Source organism: Rhodohalobacter halophilus, assembly GCF_001715195.1.
Taxonomy (GTDB): Bacteria; Bacteroidota; Rhodothermia; order Balneolales; family Balneolaceae; genus Rhodohalobacter; species Rhodohalobacter halophilus.
On sequence record NZ_MDWE01000005.1, the window covers coordinates 51559 to 75574 of the forward strand.

Annotated in this window: 21 protein-coding genes; 15 read left to right on the forward strand and 6 right to left on the reverse strand. The window is 44.6% G+C overall.

What is annotated here, in order from left to right; translation table 11 throughout:
* Both BG260_RS02040 and BG260_RS02045 read right to left on the reverse strand, forming a co-directional pair.
* Positions 1 to 642: an ABC transporter ATP-binding protein gene (locus tag BG260_RS02040; RefSeq protein ID WP_069130276.1), complete on the reverse strand. Its 642-nt coding sequence runs from the start codon at positions 640 to 642 to the stop codon at positions 1 to 3.
* Between the two features lie 27 nt (positions 643 to 669).
* Positions 670 to 2238, reverse strand: a complete 1569-nt coding sequence (locus BG260_RS02045) for an amidase (RefSeq protein ID WP_069130277.1) — start codon at positions 2236 to 2238, stop codon at positions 670 to 672.
* Between the two features lie 168 nt (positions 2239 to 2406).
* Between BG260_RS02045 and BG260_RS02050 the strand changes: the two genes are divergently transcribed.
* The 9 genes from BG260_RS02050 (at position 2407) to BG260_RS02090 (ending at position 13566) form a co-directional block, all read left to right on the forward strand.
* Entirely contained in the window at positions 2407 to 3426 is a 1020-nt protein-coding gene (locus BG260_RS02050; protein WP_083750045.1) for a LacI family DNA-binding transcriptional regulator, read from the forward strand.
* 121 nt (positions 3427 to 3547) lie between these two features.
* Entirely contained in the window at positions 3548 to 4765 is a 1218-nt protein-coding gene (locus BG260_RS02055) for a glycoside hydrolase family 53 protein (RefSeq protein WP_083750046.1), read from the forward strand.
* Positions 4766 to 4776: 11 nt separating this feature from the next.
* A complete protein-coding gene (locus BG260_RS02060; protein WP_069130279.1) occupies positions 4777 to 7164 on the forward strand; it encodes a glycoside hydrolase family 2 protein in 2388 nt (795 codons plus the stop codon).
* 16 nt (positions 7165 to 7180) lie between these two features.
* A complete protein-coding gene (locus BG260_RS02065; protein ID WP_069130280.1) occupies positions 7181 to 8287 on the forward strand; it encodes a glycoside hydrolase family 53 protein in 1107 nt (368 codons plus the stop codon).
* 17 nt (positions 8288 to 8304) lie between these two features.
* Positions 8305 to 9291 (forward strand): aldose epimerase family protein, encoded by a 987-nt coding sequence (locus BG260_RS02070; protein ID WP_069130281.1) that lies wholly within the window; start codon positions 8305 to 8307, stop codon positions 9289 to 9291.
* A 19-nt stretch (positions 9292 to 9310) separates the two neighbouring features.
* Positions 9311 to 10948, forward strand: a complete 1638-nt coding sequence (locus BG260_RS02075) for a sodium/sugar symporter (protein ID WP_069130282.1) — start codon at positions 9311 to 9313, stop codon at positions 10946 to 10948.
* A 21-nt stretch (positions 10949 to 10969) separates the two neighbouring features.
* On the forward strand, positions 10970 to 12145 hold the full coding sequence (gene galK, locus BG260_RS02080) for a galactokinase (RefSeq protein WP_069130283.1): 1176 nt from the start codon (positions 10970 to 10972) through the stop codon (positions 12143 to 12145).
* 9 nt (positions 12146 to 12154) lie between these two features.
* On the forward strand, positions 12155 to 13201 hold the full coding sequence (locus tag BG260_RS02085) for a UDP-glucose--hexose-1-phosphate uridylyltransferase (protein ID WP_408005545.1): 1047 nt from the start codon (positions 12155 to 12157) through the stop codon (positions 13199 to 13201).
* A 23-nt stretch (positions 13202 to 13224) separates the two neighbouring features.
* Positions 13225 to 13566, forward strand: a complete 342-nt coding sequence (locus BG260_RS02090) for a DoxX family protein (protein ID WP_083750047.1) — start codon at positions 13225 to 13227, stop codon at positions 13564 to 13566.
* A 345-nt stretch (positions 13567 to 13911) separates the two neighbouring features.
* Here the strand turns inward: BG260_RS02090 and BG260_RS02095 are convergent, their stop codons facing one another.
* Genes BG260_RS02095 through BG260_RS02105 form a run of 3 tightly spaced genes read right to left on the reverse strand, consistent with a single transcriptional unit; the run spans position 13912 to position 15933 of the window.
* Positions 13912 to 14511 (reverse strand): hypothetical protein, encoded by a 600-nt coding sequence (locus BG260_RS02095; protein ID WP_069130286.1) that lies wholly within the window; start codon positions 14509 to 14511, stop codon positions 13912 to 13914.
* Positions 14498 to 15010 carry an RNA polymerase sigma factor gene (locus BG260_RS02100; protein ID WP_069130287.1) on the reverse strand — a complete coding sequence of 171 codons (513 nt, stop codon included), beginning with the start codon at positions 15008 to 15010 and terminating at the stop codon, positions 14498 to 14500. The genes BG260_RS02095 and BG260_RS02100 overlap by 14 nt, the downstream gene beginning before the upstream one ends.
* Entirely contained in the window at positions 15007 to 15933 is a 927-nt protein-coding gene (locus tag BG260_RS02105) for an alpha/beta fold hydrolase (RefSeq protein ID WP_069130288.1), read from the reverse strand. Before BG260_RS02105 ends, BG260_RS02100 begins: the two co-directional genes overlap by 4 nt.
* A gap of 177 nt (positions 15934 to 16110) precedes the next feature.
* Here BG260_RS02105 and BG260_RS02110 point away from each other — a divergent pair, with 177 nt between their 5' ends.
* The 5 genes from BG260_RS02110 (at position 16111) to BG260_RS02125 (ending at position 20345) form a co-directional block, all read left to right on the forward strand.
* A complete protein-coding gene (locus tag BG260_RS02110; protein ID WP_069130289.1) occupies positions 16111 to 17112 on the forward strand; it encodes a lipoate--protein ligase in 1002 nt (333 codons plus the stop codon).
* A gap of 180 nt (positions 17113 to 17292) precedes the next feature.
* Positions 17293 to 18417 (forward strand): serine hydrolase domain-containing protein, encoded by a 1125-nt coding sequence (locus tag BG260_RS02115; RefSeq protein ID WP_069130290.1) that lies wholly within the window; start codon positions 17293 to 17295, stop codon positions 18415 to 18417.
* A 142-nt stretch (positions 18418 to 18559) separates the two neighbouring features.
* The gene (locus BG260_RS02120) at positions 18560 to 18970 is read left to right on the forward strand and encodes a DUF6567 family protein (protein WP_069130291.1); all 411 of its coding nucleotides are present in this window, start codon (positions 18560 to 18562) and stop codon (positions 18968 to 18970) included.
* A gap of 80 nt (positions 18971 to 19050) precedes the next feature.
* Entirely contained in the window at positions 19051 to 19329 is a 279-nt protein-coding gene (locus BG260_RS14010; protein ID WP_141691499.1) for a hypothetical protein, read from the forward strand.
* Positions 19299 to 20345: a ferredoxin reductase family protein gene (locus BG260_RS02125; RefSeq protein ID WP_176719411.1), complete on the forward strand. Its 1047-nt coding sequence runs from the start codon at positions 19299 to 19301 to the stop codon at positions 20343 to 20345. The genes BG260_RS14010 and BG260_RS02125 overlap by 31 nt, the downstream gene beginning before the upstream one ends.
* A 96-nt stretch (positions 20346 to 20441) precedes the next feature.
* On the opposite strand, the gene BG260_RS02130 is transcribed toward BG260_RS02125, so the two are convergent.
* Positions 20442 to 20981: a DinB family protein gene (locus tag BG260_RS02130; protein WP_069130293.1), complete on the reverse strand. Its 540-nt coding sequence runs from the start codon at positions 20979 to 20981 to the stop codon at positions 20442 to 20444.
* A gap of 219 nt (positions 20982 to 21200) precedes the next feature.
* On the opposite strand from BG260_RS02130, the gene BG260_RS02135 reads away from it, so the two are divergent.
* The gene (locus BG260_RS02135) at positions 21201 to 23924 is read left to right on the forward strand and encodes a cation-translocating P-type ATPase (RefSeq protein ID WP_069130294.1); all 2724 of its coding nucleotides are present in this window, start codon (positions 21201 to 21203) and stop codon (positions 23922 to 23924) included.
* Positions 23925 to 24016: the final 92 nt, after the last annotated feature.

Here is a 24016-nt window from a genome sequence, read left to right on the forward strand (position 1 = left end):
CTACGGATTTAAGTCTATAACTTTTTCACAACGTTCAACCCAAAACGGGTCGTGAGAGGTTGAGAGGAGTGTTCTTTTATTTTGGTTGAGCAGCAAATCGGCTGCTTTCGACTTGGAATCGTGATCCAGCGCTGAAGTGGGTTCATCTAAAAGAATAAAGGGCTGATTAAGTAAGACACAGATTGCCAGTCCGATTCGTTGTCGTTGACCGGTTGATAAATCTGAGTATGACTTTTGTAGAATTTCATCCGGGGTTAAGCCAAAATTCTGTAGTGTAGCTTCGATTGCAGACTGATTGGGTTTAATCTTTTTGTGGGCTTGAAATGTGAACGGAAAGAGAATAACATCTTCAACCAAACCCGTACCGATATTCAGATCTTGTGGAAGCCATGAGGAATTTTTCCTCAGATTTCGGATGGTTTCCGGATTCTTTAAAGATTCACCCTGATATAAAATATCACCCTGCTGAAGAGACTCAAATCCAAGAATTAATCGAAAAAGAGTGGTTTTTCCGCTTCCCGATTCACCCTTCAGAACAACCTTGTCACCTTTATGGATGACGAAGTTGAAGTTTTCAAAAATTACTTCATCACCATAGCGAAAGTGGATGTTCCTGCCTTCAAGAAGCGGGGTTGAACTCATCTGTTGTTTTGTGCCGATTGTTCTGTCTTAATTTCTGAATTCGGGAATGATACGATGTAATGTTGCCTGCTCATAGGCATAAGCGATTTCGAGCAGAATAGGTTCACTCCAAGGCCTGCCAAAAAACGAAACACCAACAGGTAATCCATCGAGTTCACCCATCGGAACCGTGATGATTGGGTAACCAGCGCGGGCTGAAGGTGAACTGGAGGAGAGGGCAAAGTTATCGCCCAATGTGAGGTCTGTTTTCCATGCAGGTGAACCGGTTGGGGAGACAAATGCGTCCAGATTTTGTTCATCCATCACCTTGTCAATTCCTTCATTACGGCTATGGCGCAGCATATTTTCGAGAGCTGCCTGATACTCTTCATTTTGCAGGTCTCCTTTTTCAGCAGCCATAAAGATCAGATTTCTGTCAAATCGCTCGGTCTCTTCGGGATTATTTCGGGTCATTTCAGCGAGCTCCTCAATACTGGAAACGGGAGCATCTTCACCCAGTGATTCAAAATATTTATTTAGGCCGTCTTTAAATTCGTAAAGCAATACCTGAAATGCGTCGCCCCCTATGTTGGTCTCGGAGATTTGATCAATTTCAACGACCTCTGCTCCAAGCTCCTCAAGTTTTTGAATGGTCTGATTCATCAAAGTATCAACCCGAAAATGATTTCCCATTGGCTGAGTGAAAAGTCCGATACGCTTACCTTCCAGACCACCTTCATTCAAAAACTGTGTATAATCTTCGTGAATGTGTTCTTGGCTGTCTGATGTTTTAGCATCATCAGGGTCTACACCGGTGGCCGCACCCAGCAGAATGGCGGCATCGCGAACAGTACGCACCATAGGACCGGCACTGTCTGTGGTGTAGGAGATCGGGATAATTCCGCTTCGGCTCCAAAGCCCGACTGTTGGTTTAAACCCAACAATTCCGTTGGCGTTGGACGGACAGACGATTGACCCGTTGGTTTCGGTGCCAATTGTTAACGTTGCCAGATTTGCCGATGCAGCCACACCGGACCCTGAACTTGAACCGCACGGATTTCGGGTGATATCGTAAGGATTGTTCACCTGTCCGCCCAAACCGCTCCATCCGCTGGAGGAGAGGTTACTGTGGAAGTTTGCCCATTCACTCAGGTTTGCTTTGGCCAGGATAATAGCCCCTTCTTCGCGTAATCGTTTGACGATATAAGCGTCTTCGGATGGAACCGATCCTTCCATAAAACGGGATCCTGCTGTTGTCTGCATATCCGTGGTATTGATATTGTCCTTCAGAATGATGGGAACTCCGTGCAGCGGTCCACGTACGTTTCCATCACGCCGTTCACGGTCAAGTTCATCGGCAATTTCCAGAGCGTTGGGGTTTACGGTCAGGATGGAGTTTAAACCCGGTCCGTTACGATCAATTGCTTCAATTCTATCCAGATAAGCTCGTGTTACCTGAGAAGCGGTTAAGTTTCCATTACTGTATCGTTCCTGCAGTTGATCTACCGTAATTTCTTCCAGGTCAAGCAGGTCGTAAAGAGATTCATTACCGGACTGTGAGCATGCAGAGATAAATAGAAAAACAAGTACCGAATAGATAAGCAGTCGAATATTCATACAATTTTGATCAGTTAAAGTATGGATGGAATAAAGCGATAATCGTTGATTGTAGCAACAATTCAACAAAATTGAAGTGGATGGGAATCAACTTTTACTTCTTTCCTGAAAGTTTTGCATTATAAAAACAGGTACGTTTAATAATATCAGACTCAAAAAAACAGATCGGTGGGCAAAAAAGTTACCCTCAAACACATCGCTGAAGCTTTAGGTGTTTCAACCATGACAGTTTCGCGTGCTCTGAACAATCGCTCAAACGTGGATGGTAAAACACGCGAACGCATTTTGCGGAAAGCGGAGAACATGGGATACACACCGAACCGGGTGGCCAAAAGTTTGGTGTCGAGCAAGACGCAAACCATTGGAGTGGTTATTCCCGAAATTACACACGCTTTCTTTCCGGAAGTCGTTCGTGGAATTGAAGAGATTACCTATCAAACCGATTACCAGCTGATTTTGACGAACGCAAATGAGCAGTTTGATCGTGAGAAACACGCTATTCAGACACTCAGATCTCAACAGGTGGATGGGATTTTAATCTCTTCATCACTTACCGAGAAAGATTACTCTTTTTATGAATCGATACTGGAAACGGGAACCAGGCTGGTTTTTTTTGATCGCTGTATCCATGGATTGGGTGCAAGCTGTGTGCATGTGAATGACAGGGAAAGCTCGGAAGCGATTACCAACCACTTGATTGAAGAGCACGGATATCAAAAAATTGCGCATTTTTGTGGCCCTCGGCATGTGACCATCGGAAAAGAGCGATACCTTGGATATAAGAGAGCATTAGAAAATCACGGTATTGTAATCAATGAAGATTGGATTATCGAGTCAGGATTTAAAGAAGAGGGTGGGTATAATGCCATGCAAAAACTTCTCGACTTACCGGTGTCAGCTCGACCCGAAGCGGTTGTCTGTGTGAATGACCCGGCTGCATTTGGGGCGATGGAGGCAGCTACCGAATTGGGATTGAAAATTCCTGAGGACCTTGCCATTACCGGTTTTTCAGATGAGATCCGCGCTCCGCTTGTATCCGCTCCGCTTACAACGGTTCATCAGCCGGCATACGAAGTAGGTAAGCGGGCAGCCGAAAAACTATTAAAAATTATCGAGAACGAGGGTGAGCCTGCTGAAGATATAGAAATTGAAGCCACGTTGAAAATTCGTCGATCCTGTGGGTGTTAATTCAGTAATCACTCACCGATAAATTCTTGAAAGATTCACTATTTGTAGTATATTGATAGTAAATGTTAACGATAACATTTTAGCGAAACAAAGTTCTTCAATTGCACTAACCGGTTGATTTATGAGTCACTTACTATCGATAATCCTGCTATTGTTATCATTCAATGCATGTTCGTCTGATTCTTCCATTGGACCCCGGGTGAATGATGAAGGTCAGCCCGATGATTCAGATCCTGTTTTTTATTCTGCCGATGAATTTGTAATGGGGGCCGATCTCTCGTATGTGAATCAGGTATTGGATCACGGCGGAACTTATTTTGTGGATGGTGAAGAGCAAAATCCATATCAGATTTTTGCCGACCACGGAACCAATACAGTTCGTCTGCGTCTGTGGCACAATCCCGAGTGGGTTCAAACCGAAGTGTACAACGATGACGATAAACCTCTTTACAGCGGATTTGATGATGTGAAACGAAGTATGAAGGAGGCGAAAGCGCAGGGGATGGCAGTCAATCTCGATTTTCACTACTCCGATATCTGGGCCGATCCGTCGCACCAGGATATTCCTCAAGCCTGGATGGAGATAACGGATTTAGAGGTGTTGAGAGATTCAGTTTATAACTACACGTATGAAACTCTTTCAAAATTGAATGCTGAAGGGTTAATGCCGGAATTTGTTCAGGTTGGCAATGAGACCAATTGCGGGATGATGTACACCAATTCTCCGGAAAATTTTCCACCGCTGAACGGATGTGATGGGCATTGGGAAAATCTCGGGGCCGTAATCAATAGCGGGATTGAGGCGGTTCGGGATGCAGGCGCAGAATCTGAAATCAATCCAAAGATTATTCTCCACATAGCTCAGCCCGAAAATACAGAGTGGTGGTTTGAAAACATTACCTCATCCGGGGGTGTTTCAGACTTTGATATAATCGGTCTATCATATTACAGTCAATTCTCTGATACTCCGCTAAATGAACTGAGCGGCTACATTCAATCTTTTCGAACCACGTTTGAAAAAGATGTCATGATTGTAGAGACGGCTTATCCGTGGACGCTTGAGAATGCCGACAACTACACCAATATTTTTGGGGAGGATTCGGTTGAGTCCGGCTATCCCGCTACAAAAGAGGGTCAGCTTCAATACTTGGTTGATTTGACAAAAGCTGTAATTGAGGGAGGCGGAAGCGGCGTGATGGTTTGGGAGCCGGCCTGGATCACATCCGACATGAAAGACCTCTGGGGAACGGGATCTTCTTGGGAAAACAACGCTTTCTTTGACTACGATGGAGATCTCCATCAGGGCATCAATTTTATGACAAACGACTACGAACTGTAATCATACACGCTATGCGAAACATCACCCTACTTTTTTCTCTCCTGTTACTAATTGCGGGATGCAGCGCCGAATCGGATACAACAGAATATTACGACCCGACAACCATCAATTTTAACAAAGACTGGGAGTTTGTAAAGGATATCGATCCGGAGGTTACTGAAGATTATTTCAATCGAAATTCGCAGATTGCTTGGGAAGCGGTTTCTTTGCCACATACTGCCAACATCGAACCGCTGGTCATATCGGATCAACAGTGGCAGGGCGATGCGTTCTACCGAAAGTTTTTTGAGATCAATCAGGATCAGGCCGAAAAGCATATCGCACTTCGATTTCATGGCGCGATGCACGAGGCGGATGTGTGGCTGAACGGGGAGATGATCCAAACTCACAAAGGCGGGTATCTTCCATTTGTGGTGGATATTACCGACAGAGTGGATGTGGACAGTGAAAATGTTCTTCTGGTCAAACTGAATAATGAAAACAATCCCACCATACCGCCCGGTAAACCGATAGAAACGCTCGATTTTAACTGGTTCAGCGGACTTTATCGGAATGTGGATTTGCTGGTGGATGAGAAATTGCAAATTACCGATCCGATTGCAGCCGATCGGGTTTCAGCGGGCGGCGTCCGGGTAAACTACACGGATGTATCGGATGAATCTGCAGTAACGAATATTCAGGTTGATGTTGAGAATTTTGACCAGGCGGCCAGAAATGGAGTTATCAAAATTGTTCTAAAAGACAAAGAGGGAGAGATTGTAACGGAACGGGTCTCGGATGAAGTGGAGATCGGGGCCGGAGATTATCATCTGTTTCAACAATCGATTACAATAGAGAATCCGGACTTATGGTCACCCGGCTCGCCCTCTCTTTACACGCTTTCCATCGAGTTGTTTGAAGGTGGGGAAGCAATCGATTTCTGGCAGAAGCGGATCGGTATTCGTACGATCGAATTTACGGACGATCATCAGTTTGTGCTAAACGGGGAACCCCTTCAGCTGCGCGGCACCAACCGGCATCAATCGTATCCGTACATCGGATACGCGCTTTCAGAAAATGCTCAATTCCGGGATGCGTATAAAATCAAAGAGGCCGGGTTCAACTTTATCAGGATTGCACACTATCCGCCGGATCCTGCATTTTTGGAAGCCGCCGATGAACTCGGGCTACTGTTTATGAACGCCATCCCCGGCTGGCAGTTTTTCGGTGATGCGGAATTCCAGGAACTGGCTCTCCGTGATGTACGTGAGATGATTCGTCGCGACCGCAATCATCCAAGTATTATAATCTGGGAAGCCTCGCTGAATGAGTCGGATATGCCTGAATCGTTCATGGAAAAGGCGCACGACATTGTACATGAGGAGCTTCCCTTTGAGGATACCTACAGCAGCGGCTGGATTGATCACGCCTACGACATCTTTATTCCGGCACGGCAGCACGCCTCACCACCGGAGTACTGGGCGAGTTATCCGCAGGAGAAACCGCTATTTATTGCCGAGTATGGCGATTGGGAATACTACGCTCACAATGCCGGATTTAACCAGGATGCCTATGAAGATCTTCAGGAAGAAGAGCGGAATTCACGACAGCTTCGGGGCGACGGACAGGTTCGGCTGGCTCAGCAGGCGCTCAACTTTCAGGAAGCGCACAACAGCAACCTTCAAGGCTGGGCGTTTGGTGATGCCAACTGGGTGATGTACGACTACAACCGCGGTTACGATGTGGATCTGGAAGCATCGGGAATTCGGGATATTTTCAGGCTGCCCAAGTTCACCAACTACTTTTATCAGAGTCAGGTCGAACCCAGCATGGATCCGGCTGCAAAGTTCAACCGGCCGATGATCTATATCGCCAATTACTGGCATGATCCTGATTATACAACGGCTAAAATATACAGCAATACCGAGGAGGTTGAGCTGTTTTTGAACGGAGAATCCCTTGGGAGAAAATCACCGGACAGCGACCGGGTATCGACACATCTGAATCATCCGCCATTTACCTTTGATCTTGAAGAGTTCGAACCCGGCACATTACGGGCAGTGGGATACATTAACGGAGAGATTGTTACCGAAACAGAACGATCTACGCCTGGAGAGCCGGCTACCGTTAAACTGGAGTACGATCGCAGCGGCAGAAATCTAACCGCAGGACAGAATGATGTTGTGTTCATATACGCCTCCATTGTGGATGAAAACGGCACAACAATTCCCATCACAGATCAGGAAGTACATTTTGAGGTGGAGGGAGACGCTGAGTTGATCGGGTACAATCCGATTAAAGCGGAGGCCGGAATCGCAACCATACTGCTTCGGGCCGGAGAAAGTTCAGGTATAGTGGCAGTTGAAGCGTACTCTGATGGATTAGCTTCCGCCCGTTTAGACATTGAAGTTGAAGAGTAAACCAATAGGAGATGGTATGATGAGTAAAAGTAGAAGATTTGGGGCAGTGATCACGGTTATTTTCCTGCTGTCTGTACAAATAGCAAATGGCCAGGAACAGGTTGAGATCAAACAACAGGCAGACATCACTTACGCAATCGGAGCAGACCTTTCATTTTTGAAAATGGCCGAGGAACAGGGTGTGGAGTTTAGGGATGAGGGTGTGGTGAAACCGGGTTTGGAAATCTTTTCCGATCACGGTTACAACTGGATTCGTTTGCGACTGTTTCACACCCCCGATGAACTCCCGAACGATTTAGAGTACACTATTGAACTGGCTCAGGAGGCGAAAGAGTATGGGTTTAAATTTCTGCTCGACTACCACTATGCCGATAGCTGGGCCGATCCCGGTAAACAACCGATTCCCGCTGCATGGGAGGGACTTTCGGTGGATGTATTGGCTGATTCTGTTTACGAATACACCAAAAATACCATCACTGCTTTCCGTGAAGCAGGAGTGATGCCGGAGATGGTTCAGATCGGGAATGAAACCCGGAACGGGATGCTTTGGCCAACCGGTAAACTGCCCGAAAACTGGGACAACTACGCAAATCTGACCAAAGCCGGGATTGACGGGGTGGATGCCGGACGAGGTCAGGAGGCTCGTCCCATCATCATGATTCACTACGATCAGGGTGCGGATAAAGTGGGAGCCCGGGCTTTTTATGAGAAGTTTGAATCGTACAATATTCCTTACGACATGATCGGCCTCTCGTACTATCCGTGGTGGCATGGAAATCTGCTTGAATTCAGAGCCAATCTTCTTTCACTTGACCGCCATTTTGATAAGGATATCATGCTGGTTGAAACGGCGTACAACTGGCGCCCCAGCGAGTATCAAAACGCCAGAGCTCCATACCCAGAGACTCCGGAAGGTCAGGTTGAATTTCTTGAGTCTGTGAATGAGACGATGCTCAGCATCAACAGTGAAAAAATTAAAGGAATCATGTGGTGGGAGCCGGCTGTGATGGGCGGATTGCGATCGCGGGGATTTTTTGATGATGACGGCAATGCGCTGCCGGTAATCAACGTGTTTGATAAATACAGGCTGGGTCGACTGGATAACGAGGGGATGCCGGATTAACATAAGAAGACTACTAAATGAAAGATGATCTGTCCATAGAAAAAGAGGTTGGTTCGGCTCCGCTAAACCGTGAAATGGTTTTGGTGAACAGCCGACTTATTGTGACTGTGCTTCCCGAAATGGGTGGGAAAATCTCAGGGATTGTACGAAGAAAGTCCGGTACTCAATTTCTTCATCAGACAGATGAAAACTATCAAAATGTTGAACTCCCGGCGTATGGACAGGATTTTCAGCTACCTTATGCGGCCGGTTTTGACGACTGCTTCCCAACCGTTGCTCCCTGTTTGATCTCTTTAAATGGAGAGACTATCGAACTGCCGGATCACGGTGAACTTTGGAATTCAAGATGGGAAGTGGAACAAGCAGGTGCGGGTATGAAATTGACCACTTATGGAAAAAAGCTGAACTATCGTTTTTCAAAGTGGGTTCAGCTCGATGGTGATTCGCTGATAATACGATACCGGGCGGAGAATTTAGGGAATTTCGCTATTCCGTTTATCTGGTCGTCTCATCCATTGTTAAATGTAAATCCTGGGGATGAACTGGTGCTGCCTCTAGAGCTGAATGAGATTTTGGTGGATGGAATGTCGGAAGAGGGAATCGGCAAGTTTGGTGATCGATTGTCGTGGCATGAGTTAAAAACAAAAAAGCTCCCGTTTGATCTATCGGTAGTACAGCCAAAAGAGACTGAGTTTGCAGGGAAATTTTTTTCGGAAAAACTACATACCGGCCGGACAGGAATCTACCGCAAGCAGACAGATGAATCCCTCATTTTCGATTTTGATACGAATGTCATTCCCAATCTGGGAATCTGGCTCTGTTACGGTGGCTGGCCGGAAGATTCAGATGAAAAAGATCTGACCGTTGCACTGGAGCCGTGCATCGGTCGCCCCGATAGTTTAAATAAAGCGATGGAGTGGGGTGAACATCTGGAGATTCAACCATCGCAAATGCGAGAGTGGTCTCTGAAAATCTCAGTCCAAGACGGAAAATTTAAAATATAGAAACTAACAAAATAAACTTATGGAATTCGCCTTATTAGATACAATCGTTTTTGTGGCATATGCCCTGGCTATTGTGGGACTGGGTTTATGGGTGTCGCGGGAGAAAGAGGGATATCAAAAAAATGCGGAAGATTATTTCCTGGCGGGGAAGTCGCTTCCCTGGTGGGCCATTGGCGCTTCGCTCATCGCGGCCAATATATCGGCTGAACAGATTATCGGGATGTCGGGATCGGGTTTTGCGGTGGGGCTGGCGATTGCTTCCTACGAATGGATGGCTGCCGTTACGTTGATTATTGTGGGTAAGTATTTCTTGCCCATTTTCATCAAGAAAGAGCTTTTTACCATTCCTGAGTTTATTGAGTATCGATTTAATACCACGCTTAAAACCATTCTGGCGGTATTCTGGATTGCACTCTTTGTATTCGTCAATCTAACCACGGTGATGTACCTCGGTGCCCGAGCTATGGATACCATTATGGGAACCGGGGATGGAAGCCTGTTAATTCCCGCGTTGATTGGACTGGCTTTTATTGCTGCGGCTTATTCGTTGTATGGAGGTTTGTCGGCAGTTGCCTGGACGGATGTTCTCCAGGTTGTTCTATTGATTATCGGGGGTACGGTTACAACCATTGCAGCCTTGAATCATGTAACTCCCGACGGAGGAATTTTGAACGGCATGGTTCATATCTACGATGTTGCGGGCGAGAAGTTTAATATGATTTTGGATAAGTCGAATCCTGAATATTCAAATCTGCCCGGAGTTGGAGTGTTAATTGGCGGTTTATGGGTTGCAAACCTCTACTACTGGGGATTTAATCAGTACATCATTCAGCGAACACTGGCTGCCAAATCTTTACAGGAAGCTCAGAGAGGAATTATATTTGCAGGCTTTCTGAAACTGATCATCCCTCTGATTGTTGTGATTCCGGGAATCATCGTTTATGTACTCTATGTACAGCCGGAAGGAACCACAATCATACCGGGTGTAGCGGATGTGTTTACCAACCCGGATGGGAGTATTGTTTACGATAATGCCTACCCGTGGTTAATCAGGGTATTTTTAACACCGGGCTTTAAGGGTTTGGTGGTAGCGGCGCTTGCGGCGGCGATTGTCTCCTCGCTGGCATCGATGCTCAATTCCATTGCCACGATCTTTACAATGGACATTTATCGTCCATATTTCAACAAAAATGCAACCGATAAGCAAACAGTAAATACCGGTAGAATTACGGCTGCCGTTGCACTGCTTATTGCCATTCTGATGGCGCCTCAGCTGGCCAATGTTCCACAGGTGTTTCAATATATCCAGGAGTATACGGGATTGGTGAGTCCCGGTATTTTGGCCGTGTTTATTATGGGGCTTTTCTGGAAGAAAACGACGACAAAAGGAGCGATTTACGGTGTGCTTTCATCCATTGTTGTTGCCCTGCTGCTCAAGGTACCGGCGCTTGAGATGCCATTCCTCGATCAGATGTTCTACACACTCATCATCACCATTGTGATTATTGCAGGAGTAAGTTTGACTACCAATCCATCCGATGAGGATCCGAAAGCGATTCATACAACTTCAGAGATGTTTAAAACCGGCCCTGCGTTCAATATCGGTGCTTATGCAATATTGATCATTGTAGCGGTTCTCTACGCTGTATTCTGGTAACGAAAAAAATTCAACGCATAAATGATTGAACAGATTGAATTTGAGTTTCAAAAAAGATTCGGTGATCAATATCTGATCATCGAAGCCCCCGGACGGGTAAACCTGATTGGAGAGCATACCGATTATAATGACGGATTTGTACTCCCCGCCGCGATTGATAAGGCAATTTGGCTCGCCATGAATTTAAATGATACAGGGCGAATTCGACTCTTTTCAGTGGATATGAATGAAGAGTATGATGTAGAACTTACTTCCAGTCTCCAAAAATCAGGAATGGGTTGGCCCGATTATATTCTGGGAGTAGTGGATCAGCTTCGAAAACATGGAATGAACAGCGTGGGGTTCGACTGCGTGTTTGGCGGAAATGTGCCAATCGGGGCCGGGCTTTCATCCTCAGCCGCTCTCGAGGGCGGGGTTCTCTATGGATTGGCTGAATTGAATGGATGGAAAATCTCTACCATGAATATGGCTCAGATAGCTCAAAAAGCTGAGAATGAATTTGTGGGAGTCCAGTGCGGTATCATGGATCAATTTGCCAGTATAAATGGAAAAGAATCCCACGCCTTGAAGCTGGATTGCCGTACTCTGGAGTATGATAAAATTCCATTTCGCGACCCCGATTTTAAAATTGTACTGTGCGATACCGGAGTTCGCCGTGAACTTACGGGCTCTGAGTATAATGTCCGCAGAACACAGTGTGAGGAGGGAGTTTCTATTATTCAAAAGTCACACCCGCAAGTGAAAAAACTTCGGGATGTAACTATTGAAATGCTGGAAGAGTATATAGATCAGATGGATGATGTTGTTTACAAGCGATGTAAATTTGTGATTGAAGAGAACCGGCGTGTGTTGGATGCATGTGATGATCTTGAGCAAGACAACATCGGTGCATTTGGGGAGAAGATGTTTCAGTCTCATCAAGGGTTGCAGCACAAATTTGAGGTAAGCTGCAAGGAGCTGGATATCTTGGTTGAGGTTGCAAAAAAAGTGGAAGGCGTGATCGGCTCAAGGATGATGGGCGGCGGATTTGGCGGCTGTACCATCAACCTGGTACGGACCAATACAGTAGAGCAGTTTAAGCAGGAAGTTTCGAGAGATTATTTGAAACAAACCGGGCTTAAGGTGGAAATATATGAGACAACCATTTCGGATGGAACGCGCGTCATCAAGTCAACAGAGAAACAAACGACCGAATAAAATTAAAGAATTATGAAGCTAGATCTGTCAAATCATCCGCATCGAAGGTACAATCCGTTAACCGGTGAGTGGGTTCAGGTTTCGCCACATCGCACCAAGCGACCGTGGCAGGGCAAGCAGGAGAATGTCCCTCAGGAGAAGAAACCGGAATATGATCCGAATTGTTATCTCTGTCCCGGAAATTCGCGTGCCGGAGGTGCACATAATGAGGACTACAAATCGACTTTTGTTTTTGATAACGATTTCAGCGCGCTTTTACCCAATACGCCAAATGAGGAGTACAACAAAAATGATCTGCTGATTGCCAAAGGGGAGAAGGGAATTTGCCGGGTGATCTGTTTCTCGCCTCGCCACGATTTAACACTGCCTGAGATGGAGCATTCTCAAATACGAAATGTGGTAGATCTGTGGGTAAAAGAGTATGAAGAGCTTGGTTCCCGAGACTACATTAACTACGTCCAGATTTTTGAGAACAAAGGAGAGATGATGGGATGCAGTAATCCGCACCCTCATGGACAGATCTGGGCACAGCAGACCATCCCGAATGAGCCGAAAAAAGAGTTGGTTCAGCAGAAAGAGTATTACTCAAAACACAGTCGAACCTTGCTGAGTGATTATTTAGCATTGGAAATGGAGCAAGATGAACGTATAGTAGCTCAAAATGATCACTTTGTAGTTATTGTTCCATTTTGGGCATTTTGGCCGTTTGAAACGATCGTCATTAGCCGCAGGCCGTTTGCTCGATTTACAGACATGACGAGTGAGGAGAGAGATGCACTGGCGGATATCATCAAACAGATTACGGTTAAGTACGATAACATTTTTGAGATCTCCTTTCCCTACTCAGCCGGCTTTCATCCCGCGCCAACCGATGGGGAAGAACATCCCGAATGGCACTTTCACATGCATTTCTATCCGCCGCTGCTTCGATCGGCAACAGTCAAGAAATTTCGGGTTGGGTACGAGATGCTGGGAAATCAACAGCGGGATATTACTCCGAAAGCGAGTGCCGATCTGATGAATTCACTTTCGGATGTGCATTACATGAATAGATAATAAAAAGTATTGGTGGCGGCATATTGAAATTCTCCTATCCGGAACTTCAGGAAACCGGATTTTTTCAAAATCTTGGCTTCATTTCAGCCGGAGCTATGGTAACCGTCATCTCAACATTTGAGGTGGTTTGTGGTTTGCTCATCATGGTGGGACTTTTTACAAGATTAGCCGTAATACCTCTCTTGTTAACCATTAGTTTTACGGTGCTGATTGGCAAGTTTCCAATTTTATTTGAAGAGGGTTTTTGGCTGATGGCTCACATCTCCAGAATTGATTTTGCGATGTTTCTGGGGTGCGTATTTCTCTTCATTACAGGATCAGGGTTTTGGTCATTAGACTGGAGGATATTGCCGAGGGAAGTGTAGAATAAGCAGACCTGCAGAATATGATCGATGAACTGCGAATGACCAATTGACGAACAACGAAATGTGATTTTTCCATTGATATCGCGTTCACTTGTTGGTCTTATTATTTATCTATCTGTTTGGACTGCGCCTAAAAAAATTCTGAAAGGACGAACAGACAGTAGACCCGTGCGTCAGCTCTGTGAAAGGATGAATTATCAAGTATAGTCGCCGAATAGAGGGATTAGTTTGAAACTCAAAATAGCATAGAGGCGATGGTACGGCTGAATTGCTTTACATAAATTTTCCAGAATCAAAACCTGATGATCCATGATACTTCGTGATTGGACTGTGAGCAACCTAGTCTCAAACCTCCAATTCGTCTCTGATTTTTTCAAGTTCGATCTGTAATTTTTCTACCTGTTCAATTTGTCGGACACGCTTTCCTCTTGAAAAGTAGTATACACCTGCAAAGAACAGTGTTGTGAGAGCATAAGCAGTAAATGTACTAACCGGCTCTGCATCTTTAAAGGTATCTGCGTAATAGAAGTAGAAGCACACCAAGAGCAGAATCATGTAAACCGGCATAAATTTCTGCAACATAAATTTTCGAATAGTAAGTTTTTGAATGTTAGCCTGCAGGAATTCAAGGGTGCCTTTATAGGTGTGTTCGTTTTTGTACTGCACGCCTGCCCACAAGCCTGCCAGTGTCCCTGCCAGAAGGATCGACATACTGATCAAGCTTGCGTAGAAATAGATCGTTCTGTCCGGATTTGAGCTCCAAACCCATGCCATCACCACAAATACAATGGCAAAAGAAACCGATACAAAAAGGTTGGATAAAATGAGCTTTTTCTGATCGCTTACTAAACGTTTCATTACTTTTTCTTTCAGTTGATGAACGTCAATTTCAGCATCATTTTGCTGAGATTTCCAATTTTGTTTTAGTTCATCAAACGTTTTCATAATGCTTCTCCATTAGTTTCATAATTCGTTTTTTTACCCGGTTAATACGAACTCCAATCAGGTTCGTGTTGCTGTCTAGAATATCGGCAATCTCTTTGTAGGTTAGATCTTCAAGCACAAGTGTGATCAATAGTTTATCCCCATCACTCAACATCTGAATACAGGCGTGCATTGCATTCAGTCTCTTCTCTTTGTAAATATAATCTTTGTTATTAGAGTTCTCCTCAGCTTCTAAGTCAGACCGGATATACTTTTTGTCGTTACTATTTTTTCGTTGGAACTTAATAGCGGTATTCAATGCAATACGATAGATGTAGGTACTCCATGTTGATTCATTCCGAAACCTGTCGATCGACTTCCAGATTTGAATCAGGATCTCTTGATAGAGATCGGGAATATCTTCCCTGTTCTTTAAATAAGAGCGGCAGATACGATAAATTCGATCTTCGTTTGATTGAATTAAATCTTCAAACAGCCGCTCTTTTTCAGCTTTTTTCATTGCTGATTGAATTGATTTTTTTTCATAAAATCTTTCATTGTTTCGACCATCCATTCCGGTTTGTCGTACATAATAAAATGTTTGGCGCCATCGGCAACTTCGAACTGCAGATTTTTAATATTTTGATACTGTGAAAGATAGGTTTGCTCCATTTGTTCTCTTGTAAATCCCGGAAATTGAGGATTTTCGTCAAATGCACCGATGGCCAAAACGGGGACAGTTATATTTGCAATATCCTCTCTCAGGTCGATTCCCATCATTTCAGTGGCTGAATAGGCTTCCGTTTTTAAATCTGAATTCAACGTCCATTCGGTCAGTATTTCCCATCGTGTTGAATCGTTTGTCATTCCACGAGCCATCATCATGCGAGTGTTTTTTAACTGATCGACATCCATGCCGGAGAGTGAGCTCATATACTGTTTTGCATTGGCCTCGTTAAATCCGGTTACTGCATTGGGATTCATAGTACCGGCCAGAAAAGGTAAAGCATCTACCACAATAATCTGTTTTAACTGAGGCAGATTATCTGATGCGATCCATATGCTCAAGAATCCGCCTAAACTGTGACCGACCAGTGTGACACGATCCAGGTTTTGCTCTTGAATATACCTTTCGATTTCGTCTTTCCATGTTTCTATATAGGGTGCATCAGTCTGAGGAGGAACACCTGCAAATCCCGGCATGGTGAGTACATGGCACTCATAATTCTCAGATAGCGTGAGCACTGTCTCATTCCAGACTTCACCGCTGCTAATCAATCCCGGAATCAGGAGAACAGGTTTTCCGTTTCCCGAAATATCAACCTTGAAACTGTAGTTCGTTTGGGCGAAAGAGGAGATGGAAAAAGCGGTTACCAATATGATAAAATAGAAGAACCTAATGGTTAATTGTTTCAGAAATAGATGTCGGTTGTTAGCTTTCATGATTGTTGGACTTTTGTTGATGTTTGAAACCTTTCTGTTCTGTTAGTACCGAAAAAATTCATTTTATTACACTTCGGATTAAAATTTCTCCCGGATGAATCGATTTCTCTTCATACTTGTTGAACATAACAGCGCTATTTTGAGACGAAATTTTAAACACTTAATTCGCGGTTTGACATGATTTTTATCGAGAATGAGGGGATTACCGATCCACGCATCAATCTTGCCCTTGAAGAGTACGCACTTCGGAATTTTGGGGAGAGTGAGGACTACCTGTTGTTCTACATTAACGGGCCGTCTATCATCATCGGGCGGAATCAGAACACCCTTGAAGAGATTAACGACGAATATGTTCGGGAGAACGGAATTCATGTGGTTCGCCGGATGTCGGGTGGGGGGGCTGTTTATCATGATGAAGGGAATTTGAACTTCAGTTTCATCACCAACTACAAAAAGGAGAACCTTCATAACTTCAAAAAATTCACAGAGCCGGTTATTCAGGTTTTGAAAGAGATGGGCGTGGATGCAGAAATGAGCGGCCGCAATGACATTCTTGCCGAGGGGCGAAAAATCTCCGGCAATGCTCAGTTCTCAACCGGGAAGAGGATGTTCAGTCACGGCACACTGCTGTTTAACAGTGACCTGGAGGAGGTAACCCGCGCGCTGGATGTGAAGATGAGTAAAATCGAATCGAAAGGACATAAATCCGTTCGAAGCCGTGTTGCCAACATCAGTGAGTTTTTGAATGAGGGGATGAGTGTTTCTGAATTCAGACAGCGGTTGCTGGACGGACTGTATCGGGAGCGCGATCATTTCGAAACGTATCACCTCACAAATGATGAGTGGAAGGCCGTACACGAGTTAAAGGATGAGAAATACGGAAACTGGGACTGGAATTTTGGCCGATCGCCGGAGTTTAATATTCAGCGTACAAAACGGTTTTCGGTTGGTGAGATCGATCTTCGGCTGGATGTGAAGAAAGGCCACATCAAAAACCTGAAAATTTACGGAGACTTTTTTGGCCGGGATCCGGTAGAACGAATTGAAAACTTGCTTCAGGGAGTTCGATACGAGCCGGCTGATATTGCTGAAGCGCTTAACGGAGTGGATGTGAAGGATTATTTTGGAAATGTAGAGCGCGAGGATTTTCTCAGTCTGGTATATGGAGAGGATGAATAAGAAAGGGATTTTCAATGTCTGTACATCTCTTTTAAATGTCGTAACGGCCATCAGACCTGATTTTGAGTAGCTACCGCTGCATGCCGGGTGCTCGACTTTCCTGATTGAGACTTTGTTTCAAAAATTACATTATTCGTTTTTGAAATCTTCATGTATAATGTTTGAAACAACTTATCTGGGATGAATTCAATCAAATACACTCTACTATTATCAATCTTGGTTCTGTTGGCTGTCTCCTGCAGCAGCGTCAGTGAACCTGATAAAGCTGTTCATCAATTAGAGGTTACCGCTGAATTATCTGAAGCGGAAGTTGACTCGATAGCCTCTGCTCTCAGCCTTTTTCCAAACGGTACTCAATTTTCCATTGCGTTTATTTCTGATTCTATCGTTTCATTTTACGGTGCCCATCGCATCAACGACGTGTTGGAAAGTATCGACAATCATGATCGTGTATTTGAAATCGGATCCATCTCCAAAGTGTTTACATCCACGCTGCTGGCCCATGCCATACACGATTCGGCAATCAGTGCAGATCAAACGGTAAGAGACGTTTTGGATGTTGAAATGGCAGGGAATCCCGATTTTACCTTTTTGCAGCTATCCAATCACACGTCCGGTTTACCGAGATTGCCCGGAGGCTACACGTTCAACTTTTTGTGGAATATGGACAATCCCTACAAAATTTTTGATGAAGTGGAACTGAAATCCTACTTGAAAAATGATCTTACACTATCTAGAGATCCGGGAGAAGCCCATCGCTATTCCAATTTAGGGGCCGGTTTATTAGGATTTTTTTTAAGTGAATTGGAAAACATCAGTTATGAGGATTTGCTTCAGAGAAAAATCTTTGAACCGATGGGAATGAATCGATCAACCACCGATCGGGAGAATGTTGAAGAATATTTGGTGAGTGGGGTAACGAAAAGAGGGGGATCGGCAACAAACTGGGATTTAGCGGATCTGGCCGGCGCAGGAGGTATCCTCTCAACCGCAGAAGATCTGTCCCGGTTTATCCGATCCAATTTCAATCCTGATGATCCTGTTCTTTCGCTACAGCGTGAGCCTACATTTCAGGTCAGTGATAACATGGATGTAGCGATGGGCTGGTTTATTTTGAATCGGGACAGCGGTGCCAAATGGTACTGGCACAACGGAGGCACCGGCGGATACCGTTCTTCAATTGTGATGGATCCGGATCAGAAAATCGGCGTGGTCGTTTTGTCCAATATTTCAGCCGGTCATTCAAAGGCGGATAACATTGACAGACTGAGCTTTGACCTGATGGAAACGTATTTTGCAAACTGAGAGGGATTAATAATGAGGGGGGCTTGGTTAGAACTATAATTCTAATCTAAATCTATATAAATCAGTAATTCCCCTATACTCTATGATGTAAAATTAGATAACTTTGATAAGTGACTAATGAATCAATCAATGAGGTGGAAAAATGAAAAACCAAGTTCTGTTACTGCTACTTACCGCTCTGATATTGGGTGGGTGTACAAGTTCAGGCGCATTTTTAGCGGCCAATCAAACCATCGTAAATCTTGAAGATGGCAACTACACGATTGCTGCTGCGAATGTAACCGGGGAGTCAGAGTCGGATTATATTTTGGGATTAAGTTATTCAACGGGCCTGTCTGCGTCAACGCTTGCGATTGCCAGAGTGGAAGGAACCGGAATGCTCTATGCCGAGGCACTCGAAAATCTCTGGACAAATTTTGAATTGTCGGGAGAGGAAGTTCAAGGTCAGAAACTGGCTTTGACAAATGTCAGGTACGATTCTGATTTCCTCAATCTTATTCTCTATACAAAAGTGAAAGTGACTGTTCGGGCTGATATTGTAAGGTTTGACTAATCGAATCGATGGATAAACAGCTTATTGGCTGAATTTATTTTTGAACCGTACCTGCTTTATCCGTAATGGTGGGAGGAGCAATGAAAAAAAGAGAATCCGGACGTCTTATAGTTTGGGGATTAGCACTGTTGGTGATCCCTCCCTGGTTGATCTCATTCCCGGAAACGACGGTTCGCCACAACCTGAACCCTCTACTTGTTTACGGCAGCCAAATTGCAGCATGGACCGGATTTTCACTGTTTGCTCTCACGTTTGTGTTGGTCGCCCGATTAAAATGGCTGGAAGATTATTTCGGAGGGCTTGATAGATGTACCACCAGCATCACACCATGGCACGAACGGCCTTGGTCCTGCTGCTGATACACCCGATTCTGCTTGCATTTCGATTCATCCCGAGTGAATTAGATAAAGTTTTCTGGTATCTGTTTCCGGTACATCGCAGAATTTCCATTGACCTGGGAAGCTGGGCGCTATGGGGGTTGATTCTGCTGATGCTGGTCACCATTGTTATTAAACTGCCGTATGACAAGTGGAAGATTACCCACAAATTTATGGGTCTCTTTTTTATTCTCGGTATACTCCACATCTTCCTTCTGGACCTTTCTGTAACAGCAAACCAGGCCCTTACGACCTACCTCGCAATTCTGTCAGTTCTTGGTGTTGTAGGCCGGATCTATAAATCGATTCTGTTCGGGTGGGTCATAAACAAATCTCACTATCGGGTTGAGAAAACCGTGCGTTTGAACGAGCAAGTGATTGAAATAACGATGGCTCCGGAAAGTGAAACGGTTCATTCTGTACCCGGTCAATATTTCTTTTTCACATTTCTGCATTCGAAAATTTCAAAAGAGTCGCACCCGTTTACCGTTGTTCAAGAAACTGAAGACGGCCAGATAAAAATTATTGTCAAGGCACTGGGCGATTATACGAATCAGCTTTATTGGGAATTGGAATCCGGTGCAACGGCTCTGCTGGAAGGGCCATACGGACGATTTGATTATCGGCTTGGTAAACAAGATCAGGTTTGGATTGGAGGGGGCGTGGGTATCGCGCCGTTTATTAGCTGGGGCAACGATCTGAAACAACAGGGAAAATCTGATTTAAATATAGATCTGTATTACTGCGTGAACACAGAACAGGAAGCGATTCACCTACAACTCTTTCAAGAGCTGGAAAGTCGGCTGAGTGGTTTTCGGGTACACCTGGTCAGAGCTGATGTAGAGGGACTTCTGAACCCGAATGACATTCCCGGTGTGAGAGAAAAGGATTTTTTTATCTGCGGACCGGCAGATATGAGAAAATCCCTATTGAAGGATTTAAAAAGTCTGGGGGTTCCCAAAAATTCGATTCATTTTGAGGATTTCGATTTTACCTGAAAACCGGAATTAGAATCACAATTCAAAATTGAACCACGCTTCCTCAAAAAGGCAGAATTTATTGATGCCGGGTCTTATTCGTGATTTAATATCCCTTCACTTAGGGAAGTGTGGATGAACAGAAATTCGCTCAATCTGTTTGATATGGTGATCGATATGGTCTTTCATGAAATGAATGGTTTGATGTAATGTAAGATAGCCCGCTCTTGGATGTTTATAGATCGTTTTATTGAAAATTTCTTCATCCGCCTGAATCATTAAACCCTTCAGCTCATATCTAACAGAGTTCCATTCATCGATCATCATTTCAAAATCGGGGTACTCCTCGTTTACTTCCGCAACTTTTGGAGCTTTAAATTTTACTGGCAGCTTCAAAGCAAATTTTAGAAGCAATGATCGTACTTTGGCACCCAATGTAACTTCGGGAATAGCTGCCGAATCGCTCATCTTCCTTTTGATATATCTGAACGAGAGAGATTCTGCCGTGACCAGGTGACGGATCACCTGAAGCATATTCCACGAATTGGGATCAGGTTTAAAATGAAGCTGATCTTCTGAATGCGTCTTTAAAAACTTCAGGAGATCTTCTCTCTGTTTTTCAAGCCGGCTAAAAAGGTGGAGGGTCTGTTTTTTCATTCTATCAATGTAGCGGAGGATATTGAGATTTCTAAGTTAAAAATCACTTTTCAAGGATTGTAGGAGAAAGATCCTGTTGAATTTGTGTGAACAATAAAGAGATCAGGTTTTCCATTAATTCAAGATCGTGCTAAAACCTATGTCCGATAACGGCATATTTTTTTATCATTAATTAATAGGTTTGAAAAATTGATGTGTCAATCAGGGAGAAGGAGCAGAATGAATCAAGTGAAAAACAGTTCATCAGAGTCAATAACAACAGAAAGTTCTTGGTTTAACCTGGATATTGAAAATGCTCTCAAAAACCAGGGAAGCTCCTATCATGAAGGTTTGACAGCAGATGAGGCGAAAAACCGGCTGGATCAATTTGGTCCGAATGAAATTGAAACCCAAAAGGGGATGACCAAGTGGGAGATTCTGCTTCATCAGTTTAAAGATCCGCTTATCTACATTCTCCTTGCTGCCGCATTTGTTACGCTCATTCTACAGGATTATACCGACTCGGCCGTAATTATGGTGGTGGTTCTTCTGAATGCTGTGATCGGCTATTTTCAGGAATCGAAGGCTCAAAACGCTATAGAGGCACTTTCGAAATTGGCAGCACCCAAAGTGATGGTGATTCGAGCTGGTAAAGAGATGGAGATACCCGGGCGTGATCTGGTTCCGGGCGATATTGTACTTCTTACATCCGGGGGGAGGGTAGCTGCCGATATGCGCATTTTGCACTCCAATGGTCTGGAGGTGAACGAATCTGCACTAACCGGCGAATCGATGGTGGTTCGAAAGAAGGAAGATCCAATCGAGGACGAAAACCCTGTACCCGGTGATCAAAAAAATATGGTGTTTGCCGGAACCATTGTGGCTCAGGGAAGAGCACGGGCGCTGGTGGTACGAACGGGAAAGTCTACGGAGCTTGGAAAAATTGCCACTTCCGTAAAGGAGATTGGGATTACCAAAACACCACTTCAGCAAAAAGTGGATAAGCTCGGCCACATGATTGGCTATGTGATTGTTGCATTTTCTATTTTGATAGCGATCATTGGTTTAGTTCATAAAATGGCACCTTCGGAAGTGTTTATTACCGTGGTTGCTATGGCTGTCTCTGCGATACCCGAAGGCCTGCCTGTGGTCTTAACAGTAACACTCGCAATTGGAGTTAGGCGAATGGCAAATCGTCAGGCGATTATCCGGTCGCTTCCGGCAGTTGAAACTCTCGGCAGTACAACGGTCATCGGTTCGGATAAGACCGGAACGCTGACTAAAAACGAGATGACGGTTCGTAAAATCTGGGCAGACGGACAGTTTTACGAGACATCAGAAGCCGGTTATAATCTGAATGGAAAAATATTGCGTAACGGACACCCGATGGAAGTACCGATCGGGTCGGCGCTTCATAAAGTTCTGCTTACAGGAACACTCTCAAATGAAGCCAATGCTATATCACTCTTGGATGGAGAACCTCATGGAGATCCAACAGAAATTGCTCTTCATGTATCGGCATATAAAGGAGGGCTGACTTTAATCGATGCAGAAAAGAATGAAGATGAATTGGATCTCATTCCATTTGAACCTGAACGGCAGTTCATGGCTACGTTAAATCGTTTTGAAGGAGAACGATTCATTTTTATGAAGGGCTCTCCCGAAGCAATTTTAGCTAAATGTTCACACCGGGTAACCGACAGTGGTTTAATTCCTTTAAATGAAGAGAATGCCCGAAATGCTGCAAAGAGAATGGCTGCAGAAGGGCTTCGTGTATTGGCTATGGCCTACAGGCCAACAGATAGTGATCAGTTCGATAACGCAGAGAATATAGGAAGTGATCTGATTTTTGCCGGCCTTCAAGGGATGGAGGATCCCATTCGGCCGGAGGCTTTAGAGGCTGTGAAAGTAGCGCAGGGTGCCGGAATTCGAGTGGTGATGATTACAGGTGATCACATCGATACGGCGGTTGCTATCGGTCGCCAATTAGGGCTTGACCCTGAGGAACATGGAGCTTTAGAAGGTAAAATGATCGATCAAATGTCGGATGAGGAGTTGGATTTGAAACTGGAATATGTAAATATTTTTGCCCGTGTTACCCCTCAGCATAAATATCGAATTGTGGAGAGACTCAAGGTATTTGGGCATATTGTTGCCGTTACGGGAGACGGTGTGAATGATGCTCCTGCGCTTCGGGCCGCTCATCTTGGAGTCGCAATGGGTAAAACCGGAACGGACGTTGCCAGAGAGGCCTCCGATATGGTGTTGTCGGATGATAACTTTTCAACCATTACTTCAGCTATTGAAGAGGGCAGGATCGTTTTTGCGAACATCCGGAAAGTGACGTTTTTCTTGCTATCTACGGCTGTCGGTGAGGTAATCGTGATTTTGGCCGCAGTAATTATGAACTGGCCATTACCGTTTGTTGCCGTTCAGATTTTATGGATTAATTTGGTTACAAACGGTCTGCAGGATGTTGCCCTGGCATTTGAACCGGGGGAGCCGGGTATACTGAAAAGAAAACCGCGGCCGGTGAAAGAAGGAATTTTAAACGGGAGATTGATTGAGCGCCTTGGCGGAGTTGGCATTGTGCTGGCAGTTGGAACCATCGCAAGTTTTTGGTGGGCCATGAACGAAACAGGTGGTGATCTGGATACGGCAAGAACCGTTGCAATGACCCAGATGGTCGTGTTTCAGTTTTTCCATGTGGTGAACTGTAGATCGCTGGATCGCAGCATTTTTAAGATCAATTTCTTTTCAAATAAATTTCTGTTCGTGAGTATGACGGCCGCTTTACTGGCGCACCTTGCTGTGCTACATGTTGGATTTCTTCAAAAAGTATTCCGTACAGTACCTCTTGATGCTGGGCAATGGGTGATGATAGTTGGAATCGGTTCACTGGTTATTATTGGCGGTGAAATTGATAAGATTGTAAATCGATGGAGAAAGAGCTTTATCGGTTAATTGCAATCTTTGAATGACAGGTTTTTGGGTTCCCTTAAGTAGAAAGTATTTTTAAAAAGGTGGATTTAATTGTAACTATGCAGTTCACCAGA